Below are 20,226 nucleotides of genomic sequence, written 5' to 3'. Positions count from 1 at the left end.
ATACGGAAACTTGTACCAAATAGGGGAGGGCAGCAGGTTTGCACAATTTAGCAAAGGGCGCCTTAGCGCAAGACGGCAGCGTCATGTTACAAAAATACTCGTCAAAGCTGACGAGGCCTGTTTACAAAAAGATATTAAAAAGGAAAAGACTTTTTAATGAGGTAGAATCGTTGTTTTCCTCTGCGCCTATACTGTGGATTTCGGCCCCTGCCGGTTCCGGTAAAACTACTCTCGTCTCCTCTTATATCGAGCATAAGAAATCCCCCTGTCTGTGGTACAGGATTGATGAAAGGGACAATGAGCTGTCGTCATTTTTTTATCACATTGGATTAGCGGTAAAAACCAATTTTCGACTTAAAACAGAGCTTCCTACGCTTACAAATGAATATGGGCTGCACACATTTGTATTAAATTATTTCGAGGAGCTTTACAGTTTATTAAAAAAAACAACTATAATTGTCTTTGACGATTTTCATACCGTTACTGATGATTTGTTTCATGACAGTCTGCTGCGATCCTTTTCGGTTATCCCACAATGGCTTAAAATAATAGTAATAAGCAGAACGCATGCTCCCTCTGCGTACTCATCACTAAAAGTCTCCGGTATGCTTAACAGTCTTTATTGGGAAAACGTATTTTTTACGCTTGAGGAGACAAAGGAGCTTGTAAATCTTGGTGTTAGGGGTGTCGTAACGGAAGATAATTTTAGAGTGTTACACAATGTTACCAGAGGATGGGCATCTGGGATAGTCTTATTATCTAAGAGGTTAACTGAAGCTGATGACATTGAGCCTTTGAGCCGGGATATGTCAAATGAGGAGATTTTCAGTTATTTATCAGAAGAGATTTTTGAGCAAAAAGATCCCCTTATAAAGGATTTTCTCATAAAGACCAGCCTGTGTCCTGAAATTACTGTGGAATTGGCCAATGAGCTAACTGGCGGCACATCAGCTAAACGAATCCTGCAGTATCTTACAAATCATCCTTTTTTTACGGAGGTTCGCAAAGTCGGCGGCAGGTCGTATAAATATCACGATCTGTTCAGCGAGTTTCTCAAAGTCCATGCGAGGGAAACACTGGGTGAAAAATACGCTGAGTTGCAATTTAAGACGGCTCAGGCTCTTGAAAAACACGGCTTTTTTTATGAGGCCGCCAAACTATACAGTGCTGTAAAAGCATGGGACAGGCTTATAAATATTATTTACCTCAATGTTAAGACGCTGTTAGATCAGGGACGCACAAAACTCGTTATTGAATGTATCGAGGGTGTGCCGGAGTCTGTTATAAACGCAAACCCGTGGGTTATCTATTGGAAAGGGACGTGTCTGCTTTCGGAAAATCCGCTTGAAGCAAGGCTTTACTTTGAAACATCATATAAGAAATTCAAAGAATTAAATTATTATTGCGGCATTTTTTTAAGTTGGTCCAATATCGTAAACACATACACTTATGAATTAAGAAATTTTGCTCCACTGGATTACTGGATAGAGGAATTTGAAAACATTTATGACATGGAGGCGCAATTTCCCTCAAAAGATGTAGAGGAGCGTGTTATTGCAAGCGTTTTTTCTGCACTGCTTTTTAGAGATCCAGGCCACTATATGATGACCAGGTTTGAGTCACATGCACTTAAGATAATAAATAATGACAGTAGCAGCACCAATAAACTATTTTTAGGCTCCAATTTAATTTTTTACTATATATGGAATGGCAGAGCTAATGCTGCCAAAGGAGTTTTGGATACCCTGTATCCAGAGTATAAGAAATATTCGGATTTGCAAAAATTAATGTATTTAAGAACAAAGGCCTTGTATTATCTAATTGCATGCCAGCCCGATGAGATGATTAAGGCTGTAGAAGAGGGATTAACTATTTCCAGTGATACCGGAATAGAATTTCTTGAGCTTGCGTTGTACGGACAGATGATCCATGCACTACTGCAAAAAGACGATGTTAATAAAGCTCAGGAATACCTAAATAGAATGTTGGAGTCAAGAAAGACCTTCCAAAGTTTTGAACTTATATACTACAACCATCAATCATCACTGATAGCCGCACGCTGTGGTAAATTCTCTGAGGCTATATACTATGCCGAGAACTCGCTAAAAGCGGCAGTGGAATCCGGCTCCCCATTTCTTGCAATGATTCATACCTATGCGTTGGTTAATGTCTTGATTGAAGCAGGCCAATATGAGAAAACCGATAGGTATTTTCTTAAAATTATGGAAATTGGAAAGCGCACAAAAAGCCCGTTTGCAGAATATCTATGTCTTATAATGAAATCTCTGATAAGTGCACATACCGGAGATGACACATCGTTTAGCGATTATTTTAAGGAAGCTATTGAGTTTTCAAAACAAAATGGAGCTTTCATCTTCAGTTATTTTTATCCGGCAAACTTTCTAATATATAAAAAGGCACTGGCTCTTGGCATTGAAGTTGACTATGTAAAGTCTGTCATAAAAAGCATTGGCATGACTGCCGATGACTCGTGTATGGAAATAAAGGACTGGCCGTGGCAGGTTAAAATATATGCCTTAGGACGATTTCAGATACAAGTTGACGGCAGGCCGGTGTCTTTGTCAGGCAAAGTTCAAAAGATGCCGTTTTCATTGTTAAAGGCTTTGACTTCTTTTGGCAGCATGGAGCAGCCCGGACAGTGCATTGCAGACACTCTGTGGCCGGATTCTGACGGAGACCTTGCTCAAATATCATTTAACACAACACTTCACCGTCTGCGCAGCTTTTTTCAAAATAAGGATGTCATCAATTACTCAAACGGTTATATTAAGCTTAATCGTAAAGTCGTATGGAGTGATGTGTTTGCACTTGAGCATTTGTTAAAGAAATCGGAACAGCTTTTGAAAAACGATACAAAAGAAAACAATTGTGATACTGTTTTCGCTTTGTTTGAACAGGCTTTAGACCTCTATAGGGGAGATTTTCTGCCGGCTGATGAGGATAAACCCTGGGCTTTAGCTAACAGAGAAAAGATAAAACAAAAATTCATTAATTATTGTAAAACCTCAGGGCAGTTCTTTATAAAACATAAAAAATGGGAGGCTGCTCTCATGTGCTACCGCAAGTTAATTGAAACTGATACTGATAACGGGGAAACGTATAAGGTTAAAATTGCGTTTTTGGAGGAAAAAAGTGATGGATTTTAAGATTTATTTTCTTGATGAAACCGACAACTACTTTGGTGTATTCAGAATGGATGATGAGGAATTTGTTAAATCTGTAGTTGAAGATGACGAAATATATTATGGAGATTACCTTTGCAGTTAATGTTTTTTCCCATAAGTTTTTATTTCTCAGAAAACCATCTACCAATAGTTAATACCAAGTTACGCTCAAAGATATAAATAAAAGACATGGATTCCTGCCTTCGCAGGAATGACAGGAAAGGGACAGAATGATAGGAGAGTAACCCCACCATCCTTTGTCATCCCGCACCATCCTTTGTCATCCCGCACCACCCTTTGTCATCCCGCACCACCCTTTGTCATCCCGCACTTGTTGCGGGATCCAGTCCTTTTTCTCCACCATTACATTATATTACCTTTTTGGCAGCAACTCGGTATAACATAATAACGGTCCCCCAAAAAAATTCCAAATCTGTAAGTCATCTGTAAGTGTTGCCATGTTACTCTGATACTACGCTTTTTAGCATTTCAACAAATGGAGGGTAGTAATAAATGGAGACTAACGTGTCATACACGCCAACGCTGCAAAGAAGTAAGTTATCGTTGTACAGTGAGGCGATAACGGCAATTTACGGCCAGATGTTGTCAAAATCCCACTATGACGAAAAGATTATCAATGATTTAAGAGTATTTCCGATGCTTTCTTTTATGGACGATGAGGATATTCTGTTTTTAAAGAAATCTATAACGACAAAAAAAACAAATAAACACAAGTTATTATTAAACAGTATGGACATACAGAAATTCATGTTTTTTGTAAAATCAGGCTCTGTTAAAATGGAGATTAAAAAAAGCAAAAGGATTTTTGTTTTTGAATATATCAGCAAAGGAATGAATTTCTTTTTGCTGAACGACCTCAAACTTCAATTAAACGCTGTAGCAAGTGAAGCCTCTGAGGTTTTTATCCTGCCAGTAAGTGTTTATAAAAGGGTGCTGATGTCAAAATTTGATAAATACGGTCCAATGTTTTTAGAAGAGTTGGGAAATAAAATGCAAAATTTATACTTGAAAACAGAAGAAATTGTCTATGAAACCCTGGACACACGGATTCTCAGACTTTTACACGATTATTCAGAGGATGTGGACGGCAAATTTTTAGTAAAACTAACTCACAGCGACATCGCAGCATTTGTTGGTACGGTTAGAGTGGTTGCTACAAGAATCCTCGCAAAATTCAGAGATAAAGAGTTAATAAGTGGAAATGATTCTAATAATATTGTTGTTAACAAAGCTAAAATAAGCTGCTATCTCAGTGCAATATAATTTGCTTTTATGTCAGGGAGATAATATGATTGAGAGCGACAACTGCCATAACATACGTGTCCTTGAACACAAATTCACAACAGGTTATATATATCTATGCGGTAGTGTAAAATGACATTACCGAATGAAAGAAATGGAAATTGATAAATTGTTTTAGAGCATCACAAACAAATTTCCTGTCAGTATAGCTTTTATGAAGAGCTGATGAAACCTAAGTTTATACATTGGACTTTAAATAAATTTTTGACTTTAACGGCATTTATAGAGTATCATGACATTATGACACTTTTATCTGAACGGATGCCTGCAATCTATGAATATTAATGGTTCAAATGAAACCTCAGTGCCGGTTTATGACTATATTTCATGGTTTATCGTAACAACGGCACTGATTTTAGTACTTAAGATGCATCTGCTTCCGGCACTATTAGCCGGTCTGGTTGTGTATGAGTTTATCTCTATACTTTCCCATCATATCAGGTTTAAAGGCATGAGTGGACATGGTTCAAAGCTGATAACGGTTTCTCTGCTTGTGTTTTTATTGCTTGTGTCACTTTCGTTATTGGTTATTGCAATAGTATATTTTTTTCGTAACAGCGCAGATAGTTTGCCTGTTTTACTTAAAAAAATGGCAGACATCGTGGATAACTCCCTGAATTCGCTTCCTCACTGGATTACCGAGTATTTGCCCTCAGATGCTGAAGGGTTAAAGACTGCTGCGGCTGAATGGCTGCGCCAACATGCAAGCCAACTGCAAACGGCTGGCCGTGAGGCTGCTATGGCTGCTGCACATATTCTAATAGGTATGGTGATAGGAGTTCTTGTAGCTCTTAATGAAGCACACCATGATGAGGACAGCTGTGGCCCTTTAGCAAGAGCATTGACAGACAGTGTTTCAAGGCTGGTTTCATCATTTCGGGGCGTTGTGTTTGCACAGGTGAGTATTTCAGCCATAAATACAGTCTTTTCTGCGCTTTACCTTGTCGTTATTTTGCCATTTTTTGGTATTCATCTGCATCTTGCTAAGACACTGATTGCGGTCACATTTATAACCGGAATGTTACCGGTTATTGGTAATCTGTTTTCCAATAGTGCTATAATTGTTGTAAGTTTGAGCCAGTCGTTCAATGCAGCTATAGCGTCGCTGGTTTTCCTGATATTAATACATAAACTTGAGTATTTTTTAAACGCTAAGCTTGTTGGCTCAAAGATACACTCCAAATCATGGGAAATCCTGCTTGCGATTCTTGTTATGGAGGCGGCTTTCGGGATGGCCGGCCTGATTGCGGCTCCGATATACTATGCCTATTTAAAAAGTGAGTTAACAAGTAAAAAGCTCATTTAACAGTATAAGTCTGCACAGTTAAGAATGCTTAGCCGTCAGGAGGAATAGAGATAGCGACAGTTTATGGAAATGTTTCAGGACTAAGGAAAAAGGCATTATATGATCTGGAGAGGATTTATAGAAGGAAAACGCCCCAAAATGAGCTCTTGACGGCTGATCTTGCACGTTTTCTGGCTGAGATTTCCTCTGAGTTAAACAGACAAATTGGGATTACAATAGAGCGGGGCGGTAAAATCAGCCATGTTATCGTTGGCGATGCCTCATCGGTGTTTATACCTGAGATGACGGATTATCCGCTTGGTAAGAAAGTGCTCAGAGGGCTCAGATTTATTCATACTCATCTTAAAAACGAACCCCTTACCAAAGACGACCTTACCGATCTTGCCCTTTTGCGCTTTGATTATATGGCAGCACTTGGCATTAAGGATGGTCTTCCGGATAAGCTCTTTGGGGCGCACCTTATGCCTCCTAATGTCGGCGTATTATATGAAGTTGAAGAGCCTGTTAGCTTTTACAATGTTGACAGGGATTTTGCTGCCTTCATAGATTCACTTGAAGAGGAGATGCAAAAGGGGCGCTCGTGGACTGACACCAAACTTACCGAGCGCGCAATACTGGTAAGCGTATCCCCTCAGCTCCGGCACGAGCTTGAGGACTCTATGGATGAGCTCTGTGAGCTTTGCCACAGCTGCAATATAGAGGTTGTAGAGACTGTTATTCAAAGAGCAAAAGACATAAACTCGCGGTATCTGCTTGGAATGGGTAAACTTAAGGATTTAATCATAGAGGCACTTAATAAGGGCGCCACAATGTTGGTTTTTGATCAGGATTTAAGTCCGTCACAGGGTAAGGCCATAGCGGATTTAACTGAATTGAAGGTAATAGACCGCAGTCAGCTTATCTTGGATATATTTGCCCGCAGGGCGCATAGCAGAGACGGTAAGGTGCAGGTGGAGCTGGCACAATTAAAGTACCGGCTACCGCGGCTTATCGGTAAGGGGACAGCAATGTCGCGTCTTACCGGAGGAATTGGAGGGCGTGGACCAGGTGAAATGAAACTTGAAATAGACAGGCGGCGTGTCCGTGACCGGATTACGCTTCTCACTAAAGAGCTTGAAAAGCTCTCACTTGCCCGCACTCAGAGAAAACACCGCAGAGCTCAAAGCAAGTTACCTATAATTTCAATCGTAGGCTACACTAACGCAGGTAAATCCACACTGCTTAATAACCTTACCGAAAGCAGCACGTTTACTGAAGAGAAAATGTTTGCGACCCTTGACACTGCAAGCAGACGGCTGCGCTTTCCCCATGAGCGGGATGTGATTATGACAGACACCGTGGGGTTTATCAGAGACCTGCCGCAAGACCTTGTCGCAGCCTTTAAATCCACTCTTGAAGAGCTTGAGGATGCCGACCTCCTGCTTCACCTAGTGGATATTTCCAATCCGAGATTTGAAAAACAAATGGCCTCAGTTGAAAACACCCTCCATGAGCTTAATTTATCAGGGAAGGAGACGCTACTTGTCTTTAATAAATCAGACAGAGTGCCGGAGGTGGAGGTTGAAAATCTTGTACGCAGATACGAGGCCGTTGCAGTCTCTGCCATTGATAACACCACATTTGGGCCTCTTTTGACAGCCATAGAGGAAATGGTTTTTTTAAAAACTGCTAAAAAACATATGTACTGTGAGGTTTGATACATGGTTTTTCAACCTAAATGGATAGCGTGGGAGTAAACTATGTCTGTTAAAGATATGATTAAAAATGAAATAGATAAATTGCCTGAAGATCTTCTTGCAGAGGTTTTAGACTATATCAAAATCATAGAGATGAAAAAGGAAAAAACTCTTCTTGCTGAGACTTATCAAGAGTTATCTGCTCCTGTATTTGCAACGATTTGGAATAACGATGAGGATGCTGTTTATGATAACCATCTCAACTATTAATAGTTCACTTATACTAATGAGATTAGGAAAACTCTCTAAAAATGATATTATATCAATGGAAAACTCTTTGAAAGAGTTTCTTGATTTAAAATAGTCGTGATATATGGGAATCGGGACTTAGACAAAACATATGTACTGTGAGGTTTGATACATGGATTTTCAACCTAAATGGATAGCGTGGGAGGTAACACGGCGATGTAACCTAAGATGTGTCCACTGCAGGTCGTCCTCTGAGGCAACCTCAAAGGGACACCCGGATTTTTCCTTTGAAGAGGGTAAGCGTATAATTGATGATATTAGAAGTTATGCAACGCCGGTTGTTGTGCTTTCTGGCGGAGAACCGCTCTTAAGAAAGGACGTTTTTCAACTGGCTTCATACGGCACTGAGGTTGGCCTTAGAATGTGCATGGCTACTAATGGAATGCTGGTTAATGAAAAAATATGTAAGCAAATGAAAGACTCCGGGATTAAGATAGTGTCACTCAGTCTGGATGGTTCAACTGCCGAGGTACATGATAATTTCCGTCATCAAAGCGGAGCATTTGAGGGAGTCATGCGGGCTGCCGCATATTTTAGAGATAACGGCATTGAGTTTATCATAAACTCATCTTTTACGCGGCGTAATCAGGAGGAAATCCCGCGCGTCTATGAGCTTGCAAAATCTCTGGGCGCCACAGCCTGGTATATGTTTATGATTGTGCCGACAGGCCGTGGGCAGGATATAATGGATGAGCTAATCACAAAAGAGGACTACGAAAAAATCCTCAATTGGCACTATGATATGGAAAAAACCGAGGATACGTTCCTTGTCCGCCCAACATGCGCTCCTCACTACTATAGAATTGTGCTTCAGAGGGCTAAACAAGACGGTGAAAAGATGAAACGGCGCTCATTAAAGTTTTCTACCGGAGGCTCTAAGGGCTGTATCGCAGGGCAGTTGATTTGTCTGATTGATGTGGATGGAAACGTCCTTCCGTGCAGTTATTTCCACCTGCCGGCAGGAAACATTCGGCAGCAGTCGTTTAAAGATATATGGGAGAACTCCGCACTATTTAAAGATATGAGGGATTTTAAAAGTTATAAGGGAAGGTGCGGCAACTGTGAATATCTGAACGTATGCGGCGGCTGCCGCGCAAGGGCATACTCAATGTGCGGCAATTATATGGAGGAGGAGCCGTTTTGTAGCCATGCACCGGTTAAACCGGTTAAAACTGATGGAGGAAATATGAAATGAATGATACATTTTTACGTGCTTGCAAAGGGGAAAAAACCGATTACACACCGGTATGGATTATGAGACAGGCCGGGCGGTATCTGCCACAGTACAGGAAGATACGTGCTGATATGGACTTTCTGACTCTTTGCAAGACTCCTGAGAAAGCTGCAGAGGTTAGCATCCAGCCAGTGGACATACTTGGCGTAGATGCAGCCATACTGTTTTCCGATATTTTGATTCCTGCAGAAAAGATGGGACTTAAACTCAGATTTCTTGAAAACAAGGGGCCTAAGTTTGGCAACCCGGTAAGAACCCTTAATGACGTAAAAAAGCTGCGGGTTATCACACCGGATGAGGATGTTCCATATGTGCTGGAAACAATAAAAATCTTGCGCAAAGAATTAAAAGTGCCGCTTATAGGTTTTGCCGGAGCCCCATACACACTTGCCACATATATGATAGAAGGCGGGAGCTCTAAAAACTTTCTTACCACAAAAAAATTAATGTATGCTGAGCCTGAAATATATACGTCTCTTATGGAAAAAGTCACTGAGACAACGATAGCCTACTTGTCGGCACAGGTAATTGCTGGAGCTCAGGCTGTTCAACTGTTTGACTCATGGGCAGGATCACTTTCTCCATCTGATTATAAAACCTACGCTTTCCCATATGCAGCACGTGTAGTTAAGGCATTAAAACAAACTGGCGTGCCGGTGATTTATTTTGTGAACGACTGTGCCGGAATTGTAGATTTAGCAAGTGCTGCCGACTCTGATGTTTTAGGGATATGCTGGCGAATTGACCTGAAAAAAGCGGTAAGTACACTAAAGGGTAGGGCATCAGTGCAGGGAAACATGGACCCATGCCTGCTGTATTCCCCAAAGAGTACAATAGAGAAAGAGGCGGCAAAAATTCTTAAAAAAGGAGCCGCTGCAAGAGGACATATTTTTAATCTGGGACATGGGATTTTGCCGGACACTCCTGTAGATAACGTTAAATTTCTGGTTGATACAGTACATCAAAAAAGTACATGGAAACAACAGGCGTAATTCTTATTAATATGGGAGGCCCTGAAAATTTAGGGGCTGTGAGACCTTTTTTGTATAACCTGTTTTCTGACAGGTTGATAATTAAGCTTGGGCCACAATTTTTACAAAAACCGATAGCGGCACTGATAGCAACCTTAAGAAATGGCAAGGCAAAAGCGATGTATGCTAAAATCGGTGGTGGCTCCCCAATTAGTAAAATCACAACCCTGCAGGCGGAAAAACTTGAAGCGGCACTTGCCACATCAGGTGATGGCCAGTACTCTTACAAAGTCTTTGTTGCTATGCGTTACACTGCGCCCTTTATAGAAGATACCCTGCAAAGGGCTGTTAGCTCAGGCATCAAACGTTTTATAGCGTTAACTCTTTATCCGCACAACAGCCTTGCCACAACAGGCTCTGCGTATGCGGTCCTAAGGGCGGAGGTTGAGCGCTCAGGCGTTAGTTGCAGATATATCAACTCCTATGCAGATAACGAGCTCTATGTTAAAGCGCTGGCTGACAGCATGAAAGAAAAACTATCAGAATTTCAGGGCGGCTGCCGCGATATTTTATTTAGCGCACACGGACTTCCACAATATTTTATAGATAATGGCGATCCTTATGTCAGTGAACTTACAAAAACCATTGGGAAAATAAAAGAGCAGATAACCGGATATCGCTGTCACATTTCGTATCAAAGCAGAAGCGGCCCGGTAAAATGGATAGAGCCGGCTACAGAGGATAAAATCCGTCAGTTAGCCGAAGATGGAGTTAAAAACCTGCTAATTGTGCCTATAAGTTTTGTCTCAGATCATATAGAGACACTATATGAGATAGACATACTGTATAAAGATTTAGCCGAAAAACATGGTATAACGATGCTGAGACCTAAGGCGTTAAATGATGGTAAAGCATTCATAGAAGCATTGATGGCATTAGTGCTGAATTAGGCATATCCCGATACTATTCATTATATGTTATTATAGATAAACTGAATAAAGGGGTTTTGTATGCCGCAATATTATGACATCACTTTAAAGAGTATTTTGAAAGAGGGACCTCGAAGATTCATGAAGATTTTGACGGGGTTTGAGACAGCAAAGTTTCTGGACGTTCAATTCCCTGAAATTAAATACAGGCAGCCAGATTTGCTGATAGAACTTCCTGACGACTCATTATTTCACATGGAAATGCAGGCCCAAAATGATAATGATATGGATTGCAGGGAGCTGGATTATTTTTGTGTAATATACTGCAAGCTTAGAAAACCTATTCACCAATTGGTTTTATACGTAGGTGACGGGAAATTAAATATGTGTAACGAAATTAAAGTGTCAGGTTTACATTTCAAGTATCAGATAATAGATATCAGAGATATTGACTGCAAGGAGTTACTTGAAAGTGATGACCCTGGTGATAATATTTTGGCAATACTGTGTAAGACAAAAGATGCCGATGGAACAATAAGGGGAATCCTCGCAAAATTATACGAATTACCACTTAAGGACAGGATAGACTATGTTTTAAAATTACTAACCCTGTCAAGGCTTAGAAGTTTGACAGAAGCTGTAAAAAGGGAGGTTAAGAAAATGCCGGTAACTATAGACATAACAAAAGATGTACTTTATTTGGATGGATTGGAGGAGGGGTTACTTAAAGGTAAGCGAGAGGGCTTGTTTGAGGGTAAGCGAGAGGGCTTGTTTGAGGGTAAGCGAGAGGGCTTGTTTGAGGGTAAGCGAGAGGGCTTATTTGAGGGTATTGAGTTAGGTCTTGAGCTTAAATTTGGTATCGCGGGACTTGAGTTAATGAATATGGTAAAAGCTGTAAATACCGTTGATAAATTGGAGGAGTTCAAAAATCTTATCAAAAAAGCTTCTTCAGTGGATGAATTGAAGGAGTTCTTAAGGTAAAAGCGTATAATTAATAAAACGCTGTCCAAATGGGAGTTTACAACTAAATTGCTTATGCAGCTCTAAATAAAATAAAGGGAGGGTATAAATGACATTTCTGGACAACATGAAAATCGGTACCAAGTTAATCGGTAGCTTTTTGATAGTTGCCGTAATAGCGGCAATTATAGGGATTTTTGGGATAATCAACCTAAGAGAGATAGAGCGTGCCGATACACTTATGTATGAAAGGATGACGGTTCCCACAGGCCAGTTGGCTGAAATTTCAACACTATTTCAGAGGGTCAGGATAAATTTAAGAGAGGTGGCCTCTGCCAGGACAAAAGAGGAAATGCAGAAGCCAATGGACGTAATTAAACAGTTAAGGGCGGAAATAGAAAAGATATCATCAGAATATGAAAAAACAATACTTACGGAAAAGGCAAGGGAGGCTTTCAAACATTTCATTGAGACAAGGAAGGGTTATGGTGCGATAATAGACAAGGTTGTAGAGCTAAGCTTGGCAGGGAAACATGATGAAGCAGTTGCACATTTCACAGGTGAGGGACTAAAGGCGGCTCAGACGGAGGGGGAAGCAATTAAGGCTCTTATGGATAATAAGATAAAGAGAGCCAAAGAAACAGCTGACTCAAACACAGCGCTTGCCAATAAGGCGACAACTCTAATAATCGCTATAACGATAATCGGTGCGATTCTGGCCTTAGGATTAGGACTGATTATTTCCAGCTCGATAAGCAAACCGCTTACACATGGGGTGGTATTTGCAGAGGGCATAGCAGGCGGAGATTTGACCCAACAGATACACATGGACAGAAAGGATGAGGTTGGGCAACTGGCTAATGCGTTAAATGATATGGTGGAGAAACTTAAAAGTGTCATTGCTGAGGTAAATGTATCCGCCGATAATGTGTCAACCGGCAGTATGGAGCTTAGTGGCACGGCTCAGGTGATTTCGCAGGGAGCCACAGAGCAGGCGGCCTCGGTTGAGGAGGTATCCTCGTCAATGGAGGAGATGGCGTCCAATATCAAACAGAATGCCGATAATTCCCAGCAGACGGAGCATATGGCAGCAAAGGCATCCAAGGATGCCCAGGAGAGCGGCAGGGCAGTTGATGAAGCGGTAACTGCTATGAAAGAAATTGCAAGCAAGATCTCCATTATCGAGGAAATTGCAAGACAGACTAACCTTCTCGCACTTAATGCGGCCATTGAGGCAGCCCGTGCCGGAGAGCACGGTAAGGGTTTTGCGGTTGTGGCCTCAGAGGTAAGAAAACTTGCTGAACGCAGTCAAAAAGCAGCCGGTGAAATCAGCACCCTGTCATCTACAACAGTAACTGTTTCGGAAAAAGCAGGAGTTATGCTTAAACAGTTAGTACCGGATATTCAAAGAACGGCAGAGCTGGTTCAGGAAATCAGTGCGGCAAGTAATGAGCAAAATGTCGGAGCCGATCAGATAAACAAAGCTATAACACAACTTGACCAGGTGATTCAACAAAATGCCTCAGCCTCTGAGGAGATGGCATCAACTTCTGAGGAGTTGACATCACAGGCAGAGCAGCTTTCGGCTGCAATTTCGTTTTTTAGAACCGGTGAACAAAGAAGGGTTTCTTCAGCAGCACCCAAAAAACAGCCGCCTAAGATAGCTCATATAACACACGAGAAGGCAAAACCTTTGGCTGCAAAAACAAAAAAGGTTGATTTAACTGCTGACAACAAAGCTGACAGCGAATTTGAGTCATATTAAGCGCGGAGGTGTTAAATGGCAGAAGATAATTCAATTATGCAATTTCTTACATTTAAACTGGATGATGAGGTTTTTGCCCTTCACATTGAGAAAATACGTGAAGTGCTGGAATTTACCACTGTTACTAAGATGCCCAGAACGCCGGAGTTTATGCGCGGAGTGATTAACTTGCGTGGCAGCGTTGTCCCAGTTATAGATTTAAAACAGAAATTTGGGATGTCATATACTAAAAAAGCGGTGGACACTTGTGTTGTAATAACAGAGGTTGAGATGGAGGGAGAGAAAATAGTTCTGGGCGCTATGGTTGACAGCGTTAAGGAGGTCATGGAACTGGAAAACTCGGCAATAGAGCCGCCTCCTAAAATAGGCACGCAGCTTAGCAACGAGTACATCGAGGGAATGGGTAAACAGGATGAGGAATTCATTATAATTTTAGATATTGACAAAGTGTTTTCCACAATGGATCTGTCAATGGTTACTGAAAAGCAAGGACAAATGCCATCAGAGGCTGAACTTGAGGTAGTGAACTCTTAATATTAACAAGGTGCATTCAATCGCCTAACGCACGTTGGTATTGTCGAAAGTAAGGGCGAATAATTATTCGCCCTTACAAAGTACCCCATGCAATTAATTTACTTGACACTATTATTGCGTATATGTATACTAATATAGAGGGTTAGTTTGCATATTTAAGGCTATAAAGCTGTTTTTATTAAACCATACTTGGGAGAAAATCTATGGGTAAATATGCGCAGATAGGTTACAAAGAGAGTGTTCTTGGCGGAGCGGTTTTTGGCGCCCTTTTTCTACCACTAATCGGCCTTACGGGGCTATTAGACCCTATTAAGCTGATTGTGTTGATTGTGTTGTTAGTTTTTCTTAAGTTTCCTGCACCTATAAACTGGATGTACATTTATTTAAGCGTTTCGGTTGTCGGTTGTATCGGTTCGGTTTGGGAGAATCTAACAATAAGGCGAGTACAAGGAGATTGGTATGATCCGAAAGGATTAACTGCCGAGGCTGATGCAGTGAGGAAAAAGGTTATAACATGTTGCGCATATACGTGGATTATTGGTGTTGCAATTAGTAGCTTTTTCAATTGATGGTAATCTATGGCAAGTAGAATCTTTACATTCATAGGTTTAATTTATATAGTTGCCTCCTTATTTCCAAAGGAATTATACTGGATGCCTATTTTACAACTTATACTGGTATGCGCCGTTTATTACGAGTTTGCTGGTGTGTTAACAAGAACTAGTAATGTTTTTATGAGCAACCTTGTTCTGGACTCCCTTTCTGCATCTCTAATTGTTACAACTGCATATTATACAATTAAAACATACCCATTAATAAATTTTAACAATAATCTGCACATTATCTTAATTATCACACTGCTTTTTGTCTTTTTTAAAATAAATATAGCTATCGGCACGAACTTTTATAATAAAGACACACGCATGAAAAATTTCAAGGCTGAAGCTGACAAATACACTTTCGATGAGGTTATAACCGTACTGAGGGGAAGATTTCAAAGAATAGAAGAAAATACATTTACTGAAGAAGACTCAGAATATATCATGACCCTCACAGCAAGGCTTTCTGAACTATCCTTAAATGAAAGTGACGATGCTCTAATAAATTTATTGCCTCTGTTGGAAATAATAAATTCCAATGATTTTAACAATTCCATGAATCTAAAATTAAAGGGAACTGCTATGTGTCTGGATGGTGTGGTCAACTTTTTTGTTTACAAAAAACTACAAGATGCAGAACTTAAGATAAAAACAGCTTTTAAGTATCACGTGGACACTGATTTAGTTTGGTTTGTATTAGACAAAAAATTTAAGGAGCTTAAAAAACAAAATGCGCTCTGAAGAAATCGCAATTATTCTCTTTTCCGGCATCTGTATTGTCCTAATCTATACAGGGAATACAAAATTTGGCATTATTTTGCTAACTTTAAATATTCTTGGATATTTAAGCACTATAAGGAGCAGGGACCCCAAAATCATTTATTATGCCAGAAAGAATAATTTGGCCAAAATAAAAAGGCTCATACAAAACGGAAATGATGTAAACAAGACAAATTTTGTAGGAATGAGTGCTTTGCACTATGCAGCTAAAAATGGCAATTTAGAAATACTACGTGAACTTGCAGAAGCACATGCTGAATTACATGCTGCCACTATTGCGGGGCAAACACCAATGGTTTTTGCTATTGTCGGAAATAAAGTCGAAATTGTCAGGTATTTAATAAGTAATGGCTATGAAGTAGATTATGGTCATGACAAAGACGACAACACTTGCCTGATGATTGCTGTATCATACGGCTACACAGCAATTGTAGAGATGTTGATAAATAATGGCGCCTCCATTGATATTTGCAATAAATACGGACAAAGCGCCCTGATGTTTTCTGCCATTTACAGACGTTTCCCAATAATGCAGAGGCTTGTCGCCTCAGGGGCTATTCCGGACCTGGCAGACAAAGATGGTAATACCGCTTTGCACTATGCTGTGGCAACAAGAGATGACGATATGGTTGATTTTTTAATTAAAGCAGGCTCTGACCCTCATAAAACAAACTTAAAAGGACAAACGGCGTTTAAGAAAGACTGGTGAAAATATAGTTTTTAAATAATCATTACGGAGGAGGAAATATATGAGTTTATTAAAATATTTTGATTTAAATGTTAGAACTACAAAGGCGTATGTTCGTTTAAGCGAGGATGTTAAGCATCGTGGTTTCGGTCCGGATGATGTAAAAAAATCAAAGAAGAATGTAAAAACAGACTTAACATGGTGGGAACAGGTTTTTATGTATGTGGGAGTTGTCATAGGCATAATTTTCAGCAAATCACTAAATGTATATTCTAACAGCGGTATTTTGAGTTTAGACATTGGAATTCAAGCTTTTTTGGTGTATTCGGTAATAGCTTTAGTAACTATTCCCATTATTTATGAGAAATTGAGTATCAAGGCCAATACCCCCTTCATTGTCAGGTTTGGTTTATTTGTACAATATGGTGTCTTTGGGGAATTAATACTTAATTCTGTTATCAGAACCATTCTAAAGCATTAATTACTGTTACTACACATAATGGGGTGAAACAAAGTTGAAAATGGATCTTATAATTTTTTTAATTTTTTTAATTAATGTTATTACTTTTATCAGAACATCTTATAAGGTGATAAAATATAAGATTTATGATATGTTATTTCCTGGTATTGTTATAAATCTTATTATATTTGTGGGATTTTATGATTATTATAAATATCCTGTTAAGTATTATATCCTGTTAATTTATAATTATTCTAAAAACAGCTATAGTTTCTATGTACCTGAAATATTCAGGGAAAATATCTTGTTCATTTTTATTGGCCTTTTGTTTATTATCAGTTTTGTGCTGAAATCTTTTATTAAGGACAGGATAAACAGATCTGCTATTACAGATTATAGCCATATAGAAGACATAAAAAGTATGGCAAATATAATTTATAACGAATACGCAAAAATCAGGACAGACACTTTTAACAAAACCAAATTGAGAATTATTATAAGCGGTCTTTCGCAATTGGCGAGACTATATTTTCAGAAACCCTTAATGAATATTGACTATGAAGTAAACAATACCATCAGAGTAATTGAAAAAAACGAATTAACTCATTCTGAAAAACAACTTGTCAGAGTTGCTGCTCTATGTTACATAGTTGTGGTTGATTCTTTGATTTTTAACAAGCCTGTTAAATCGGTAATACCTGTAATAAAAGATATACAGCAGCTGTTGCTTATTGAAAATTTTTTAGATGAAAGCGAGTTAAATAATTTATTTTTTATTCTTTCAAAGGGGTTTACCGACATTGAAAGATATGGTTTGGCAATGGTTTTTTACGATAAACTCCTTAAATTTGAAGACGAAAATTATATGTTTAAAAATATGAATCCATTGTTGGTCTATGTTTTTATAAACTACGGAGTTTTATTAACCAATCTTGGGCAGCATAGAATTTATAAGTATTATTGCGAAAAAATGATCACAATCCAAAAAAGCAACAAAAATTTGGGAAATGGCATCTATTTCGAGATTCTTGTGGATCTATTTACAGTTTATTGTCATTTTGGAAATAAAGAAGAGGCTTTTAAATGCTTCGATGAAATAGCTATGTTGCTAAAATTATCTAAAATTAGAAAGTATTTAAAGAAAAAGGGGCGTAACATGCAAGTTACATTTTCCAAAATTGGATCTTATTGCTCATTATTGGGCGAAAAACTTGACGAAAACGATAACCTGCTTTTAGGCAAAAAACTAGAAAAAATTAGTGGAAAAAATTTCATGCAAGACAAAAAAATTTCTAAAGTTGAAATCTTCAATGAAGTTGTTAATAATTTAGAATATCAGAAGGAAATACATAAAAAGAATAAAAGTTATTATGGTGAGGCATATTACCTTAACAAGTTAGGAGCAATATATCTGGCTGCAGCACCAGGGCTTAGAAATTACAGTTTATCCCTAAAATATTATATGGAATCAATAAAGGTCGCCAAAGAGGGGAATGTTAAATCCAGATTGATTAGGAATTATAGTGATATTGCCAATTATTATCTGTATCTAATATACATGTCTGAAGGAATTGACTCTATTAAAAAAAGAAACTATCTTGAAAAAGCCGGAGAAAACGTTTCAGAAGCAATTGAGACTATTTTTAAAAGCATGAGAGAGGCCACAGAGGTTTTTGACTGGTGTTTGGACAGTTCCACTCTGTTTGAGGGTTATGCTTATGTGTTTCATTTATACATTGAAATATTGGTTGAGCAGGGACAGCTCTGGAGTGCTTTAAATTGCCTGGAGCAAGCAAAAACAAGAACCCTTTTAAAATTAGACGGACTCTCAGAGGATTTTTATGCTAATAACGAATTAATTAAATTAAGTGGTGATTATAGAAATCTTGACAACACAGAAGAGTATGAAGACATTGAGTTTATAAAGCTCTACCAGAGGTTTATAAATTTGAGCGAGAAGTACAATAAAAACATTGAAATTGCAGAACCAAAAGATTATGTAAAAAATTTACTGGACAAATTACATTATACATTCGATGAAAACACAGTGATAATAGAGTTTATGATTACAGAATTTGCACATTGCTATATTTTTATAATCAGCAAAGCAAGACTGAACCTTGAAGCTGAAGAGGTAAAAATGGGCAATCTAAACCTATATACCAAAAGGCTTAAGGGCGTCACAAATATAGAAAATGACCCCAAATATTCTTATTTAAGAATAAAGAAAATATTTGACAGTTGGAATGAAAACTTCAAAGAATTTAAAGAGGAACAAGAGAAATTGGGATCTCAGCCTAACCGTGAGAAGGACATAGAAGAATTAGACAATAATCTTAACAAACACATAGAAGAATTGCTGGCCATGCTCAAGGAAGAGCTTGAATTCAATACCGTTTTGGATGCTCTTGTCGAAAATATTGAAAACATAGTATTTATACCGCATAACTTACTAAATATTTTCCCTCTTCACTGCTTGAGGACTAACGATGTTGAAAAGAGTGAATATCTTATAGACAAATATAACATAGCCTATTTCCCGAGCCTTTCCCTTTATGTTTCAACAGCCATTAGAGAAAAGCAACGAGATTATGCAGAACATGAAACCTTTGTTGGCATTGATTCTTTGATGGACGAAAAAAATCAAGAGGTTGAATCGATACTTCAAGTTATTCCGGATAATGTGCACAAAATTGCTTTACTTAAGAAAGATGAAAGGATAGTAGAAAATATCGTAGCCCATGTTTCCAATTCAACGTACTTACATTTCACATGCCACGGCTTATTTGATGTTGAAACACCAGTGGCATCTTATTTGGTTTTAAGTAAAGAAACCATAATGCCTGAAACTAAGTTTAATGAAATTCTTACGCTTAATCCTGACATAGCCGAGGATTTACGCGCCTTGTCAAACAATGAAAACTCAAACATTTACATTGACATAGAGTGCAATTTAGCAAAGAAATTGCGTGTATCAGAAGATATTAAACATGAATTAGACAGATATACCTTCAAGGGTAAGCTTTATGCCGGAGAGGTGTTTACCAGGTTTTCCCTTCCGGCATGCAAACTGGTTTTCTTATCTGCCTGCGAATCCGGAATGCTACATACCTCAATTGCCGATGAAAACATAAACCTCACAGCAGCCTTTGTCCAATCCGGTGCAAATAACGTGATTTCAACGCTTTGGCTTGCACACAATGAAGCTTGCATCAGGTTTTCAGAAGTATTTTACAAAAATCTTTTTACAGAGAAAAAATCTCCCATGATTGAAGTTTTTACTGAATCAATAAGAACACTTAAAAATCAGCATTATGAGAAAATATCAATTTGGGGAACATTTTCTTTTATTGGGACTTTTTGAAATAAGGTGTCCTTTTTTCAAGCTTGTATAATAAGTAGATTTTAGGTTATGATTCGGTTATCAAGTATTATGAAGTAACAGATGGACATAGAAATGGGAGTATTTAGTAAACCACACTCGTAATCAGTGAGGCCAGGACTTTC

Annotated in this window: 16 protein-coding genes; all 16 read left to right on the top strand. The window is 38.8% G+C overall.

Annotation, left to right across the window (positions count from 1 at the left end; genetic code table 11):
* The first annotated feature begins 38 nt into the window (after positions 1–38).
* The 16 genes from HQK88_05240 (at position 39) to HQK88_05165 (ending at position 20,083) form a co-directional block, all read left to right on the top strand.
* A complete protein-coding gene (locus HQK88_05240; GenBank protein MBF0616209.1) occupies positions 39–3,167 on the top strand; it encodes a hypothetical protein in 3,129 nt (1,042 codons plus the stop codon).
* A gap of 531 nt (positions 3,168–3,698) precedes the next feature.
* A complete protein-coding gene (locus HQK88_05235) occupies positions 3,699–4,469 on the top strand; it encodes a Crp/Fnr family transcriptional regulator (GenBank protein MBF0616208.1) in 771 nt (256 codons plus the stop codon).
* 313 nt (positions 4,470–4,782) lie between these two features.
* Entirely contained in the window at positions 4,783–5,814 is a 1,032-nt protein-coding gene (locus tag HQK88_05230; protein MBF0616207.1) for an AI-2E family transporter, read from the top strand.
* Positions 5,815–5,864: 50 nt separating this feature from the next.
* A complete protein-coding gene (hflX, locus tag HQK88_05225; protein MBF0616206.1) occupies positions 5,865–7,511 on the top strand; it encodes a GTPase HflX in 1,647 nt (548 codons plus the stop codon).
* Between the two features lie 42 nt (positions 7,512–7,553).
* On the top strand, positions 7,554–7,760 hold the full coding sequence (locus tag HQK88_05220; GenBank protein MBF0616205.1) for a toxin-antitoxin system, antitoxin component, Xre family protein: 207 nt from the start codon (positions 7,554–7,556) through the stop codon (positions 7,758–7,760).
* Positions 7,761–7,911: 151 nt separating this feature from the next.
* Complete coding sequence (locus HQK88_05215; protein MBF0616204.1) at positions 7,912–8,994, top strand: radical SAM protein; 1,083 nt, start codon at positions 7,912–7,914, stop codon at positions 8,992–8,994.
* Entirely contained in the window at positions 8,991–10,025 is a 1,035-nt protein-coding gene (gene hemE, locus HQK88_05210) for a uroporphyrinogen decarboxylase (protein ID MBF0616203.1), read from the top strand. The genes HQK88_05215 and hemE overlap by 4 nt, the downstream gene beginning before the upstream one ends.
* The gene (hemH, locus tag HQK88_05205; protein MBF0616202.1) at positions 10,007–10,954 is read left to right on the top strand and encodes a ferrochelatase; all 948 of its coding nucleotides are present in this window, start codon (positions 10,007–10,009) and stop codon (positions 10,952–10,954) included. Before hemE ends, hemH begins: the two co-directional genes overlap by 19 nt.
* A 120-nt stretch (positions 10,955–11,074) precedes the next feature.
* Complete coding sequence (locus tag HQK88_05200) at positions 11,075–11,914, top strand: hypothetical protein (GenBank protein MBF0616201.1); 840 nt, start codon at positions 11,075–11,077, stop codon at positions 11,912–11,914.
* Between the two features lie 88 nt (positions 11,915–12,002).
* Positions 12,003–13,658, top strand: a complete 1,656-nt coding sequence (locus tag HQK88_05195; GenBank protein MBF0616200.1) for an MCP four helix bundle domain-containing protein — start codon at positions 12,003–12,005, stop codon at positions 13,656–13,658.
* 15 nt (positions 13,659–13,673) lie between these two features.
* Positions 13,674–14,192: a chemotaxis protein CheW gene (locus tag HQK88_05190; GenBank protein ID MBF0616199.1), complete on the top strand. Its 519-nt coding sequence runs from the start codon at positions 13,674–13,676 to the stop codon at positions 14,190–14,192.
* Positions 14,193–14,395: 203 nt separating this feature from the next.
* On the top strand, positions 14,396–14,761 hold the full coding sequence (locus tag HQK88_05185) for a hypothetical protein (protein ID MBF0616198.1): 366 nt from the start codon (positions 14,396–14,398) through the stop codon (positions 14,759–14,761).
* Positions 14,762–15,115: 354 nt separating this feature from the next.
* Positions 15,116–15,532: a hypothetical protein gene (locus HQK88_05180; protein MBF0616197.1), complete on the top strand. Its 417-nt coding sequence runs from the start codon at positions 15,116–15,118 to the stop codon at positions 15,530–15,532.
* Between the two features lie 160 nt (positions 15,533–15,692).
* A complete protein-coding gene (locus HQK88_05175) occupies positions 15,693–16,280 on the top strand; it encodes an ankyrin repeat domain-containing protein (GenBank protein MBF0616196.1) in 588 nt (195 codons plus the stop codon).
* A 40-nt stretch (positions 16,281–16,320) separates the two neighbouring features.
* Complete coding sequence (locus HQK88_05170) at positions 16,321–16,740, top strand: hypothetical protein (GenBank protein ID MBF0616195.1); 420 nt, start codon at positions 16,321–16,323, stop codon at positions 16,738–16,740.
* A gap of 106 nt (positions 16,741–16,846) precedes the next feature.
* Entirely contained in the window at positions 16,847–20,083 is a 3,237-nt protein-coding gene (locus HQK88_05165; protein ID MBF0616194.1) for a CHAT domain-containing protein, read from the top strand.
* Positions 20,084–20,226 lie beyond the last annotated feature (143 nt).

The organism is Nitrospirota bacterium, from assembly GCA_015233895.1.
Taxonomy (GTDB): domain Bacteria; phylum Nitrospirota; class Thermodesulfovibrionia; order Thermodesulfovibrionales; family Magnetobacteriaceae; genus Magnetomonas.
The sequence above is the reverse complement of the archived record's forward strand: the minus strand, read 5'-3'. Positions and strand labels throughout refer to the sequence as shown.

What these genes read in the sequence shown, in the direction of transcription:
- HQK88_05190 (MBF0616199.1), top strand. Translation starts at nt 13,674, where the DNA reads ATGGCAGAAGATAATTCAATTATGCAATTTCTTACATTTAAACTGGAT.
- HQK88_05215 (MBF0616204.1), top strand. Translation starts at nt 7,912, where the DNA reads ATGGATTTTCAACCTAAATGGATAGCGTGGGAGGTAACACGGCGATGT.
- HQK88_05220 (MBF0616205.1), top strand. Translation starts at nt 7,554, where the DNA reads ATGTCTGTTAAAGATATGATTAAAAATGAAATAGATAAATTGCCTGAA.
- HQK88_05170 (MBF0616195.1), top strand. Translation starts at nt 16,321, where the DNA reads ATGAGTTTATTAAAATATTTTGATTTAAATGTTAGAACTACAAAGGCG.
- HQK88_05195 (MBF0616200.1), top strand. Translation starts at nt 12,003, where the DNA reads ATGACATTTCTGGACAACATGAAAATCGGTACCAAGTTAATCGGTAGC.
- HQK88_05185 (MBF0616198.1), top strand. Translation starts at nt 14,396, where the DNA reads ATGGGTAAATATGCGCAGATAGGTTACAAAGAGAGTGTTCTTGGCGGA.
- HQK88_05200 (MBF0616201.1), top strand. Translation starts at nt 11,075, where the DNA reads ATGAAGATTTTGACGGGGTTTGAGACAGCAAAGTTTCTGGACGTTCAA.
- hemE (MBF0616203.1), top strand. Translation starts at nt 8,991, where the DNA reads ATGAATGATACATTTTTACGTGCTTGCAAAGGGGAAAAAACCGATTAC.
- HQK88_05235 (MBF0616208.1), top strand. Translation starts at nt 3,699, where the DNA reads ATGGAGACTAACGTGTCATACACGCCAACGCTGCAAAGAAGTAAGTTA.
- hemH (MBF0616202.1), top strand. Translation starts at nt 10,007, where the DNA reads ATGGAAACAACAGGCGTAATTCTTATTAATATGGGAGGCCCTGAAAAT.
- HQK88_05180 (MBF0616197.1), top strand. Translation starts at nt 15,116, where the DNA reads ATGAAAAATTTCAAGGCTGAAGCTGACAAATACACTTTCGATGAGGTT.
- HQK88_05230 (MBF0616207.1), top strand. Translation starts at nt 4,783, where the DNA reads ATGAATATTAATGGTTCAAATGAAACCTCAGTGCCGGTTTATGACTAT.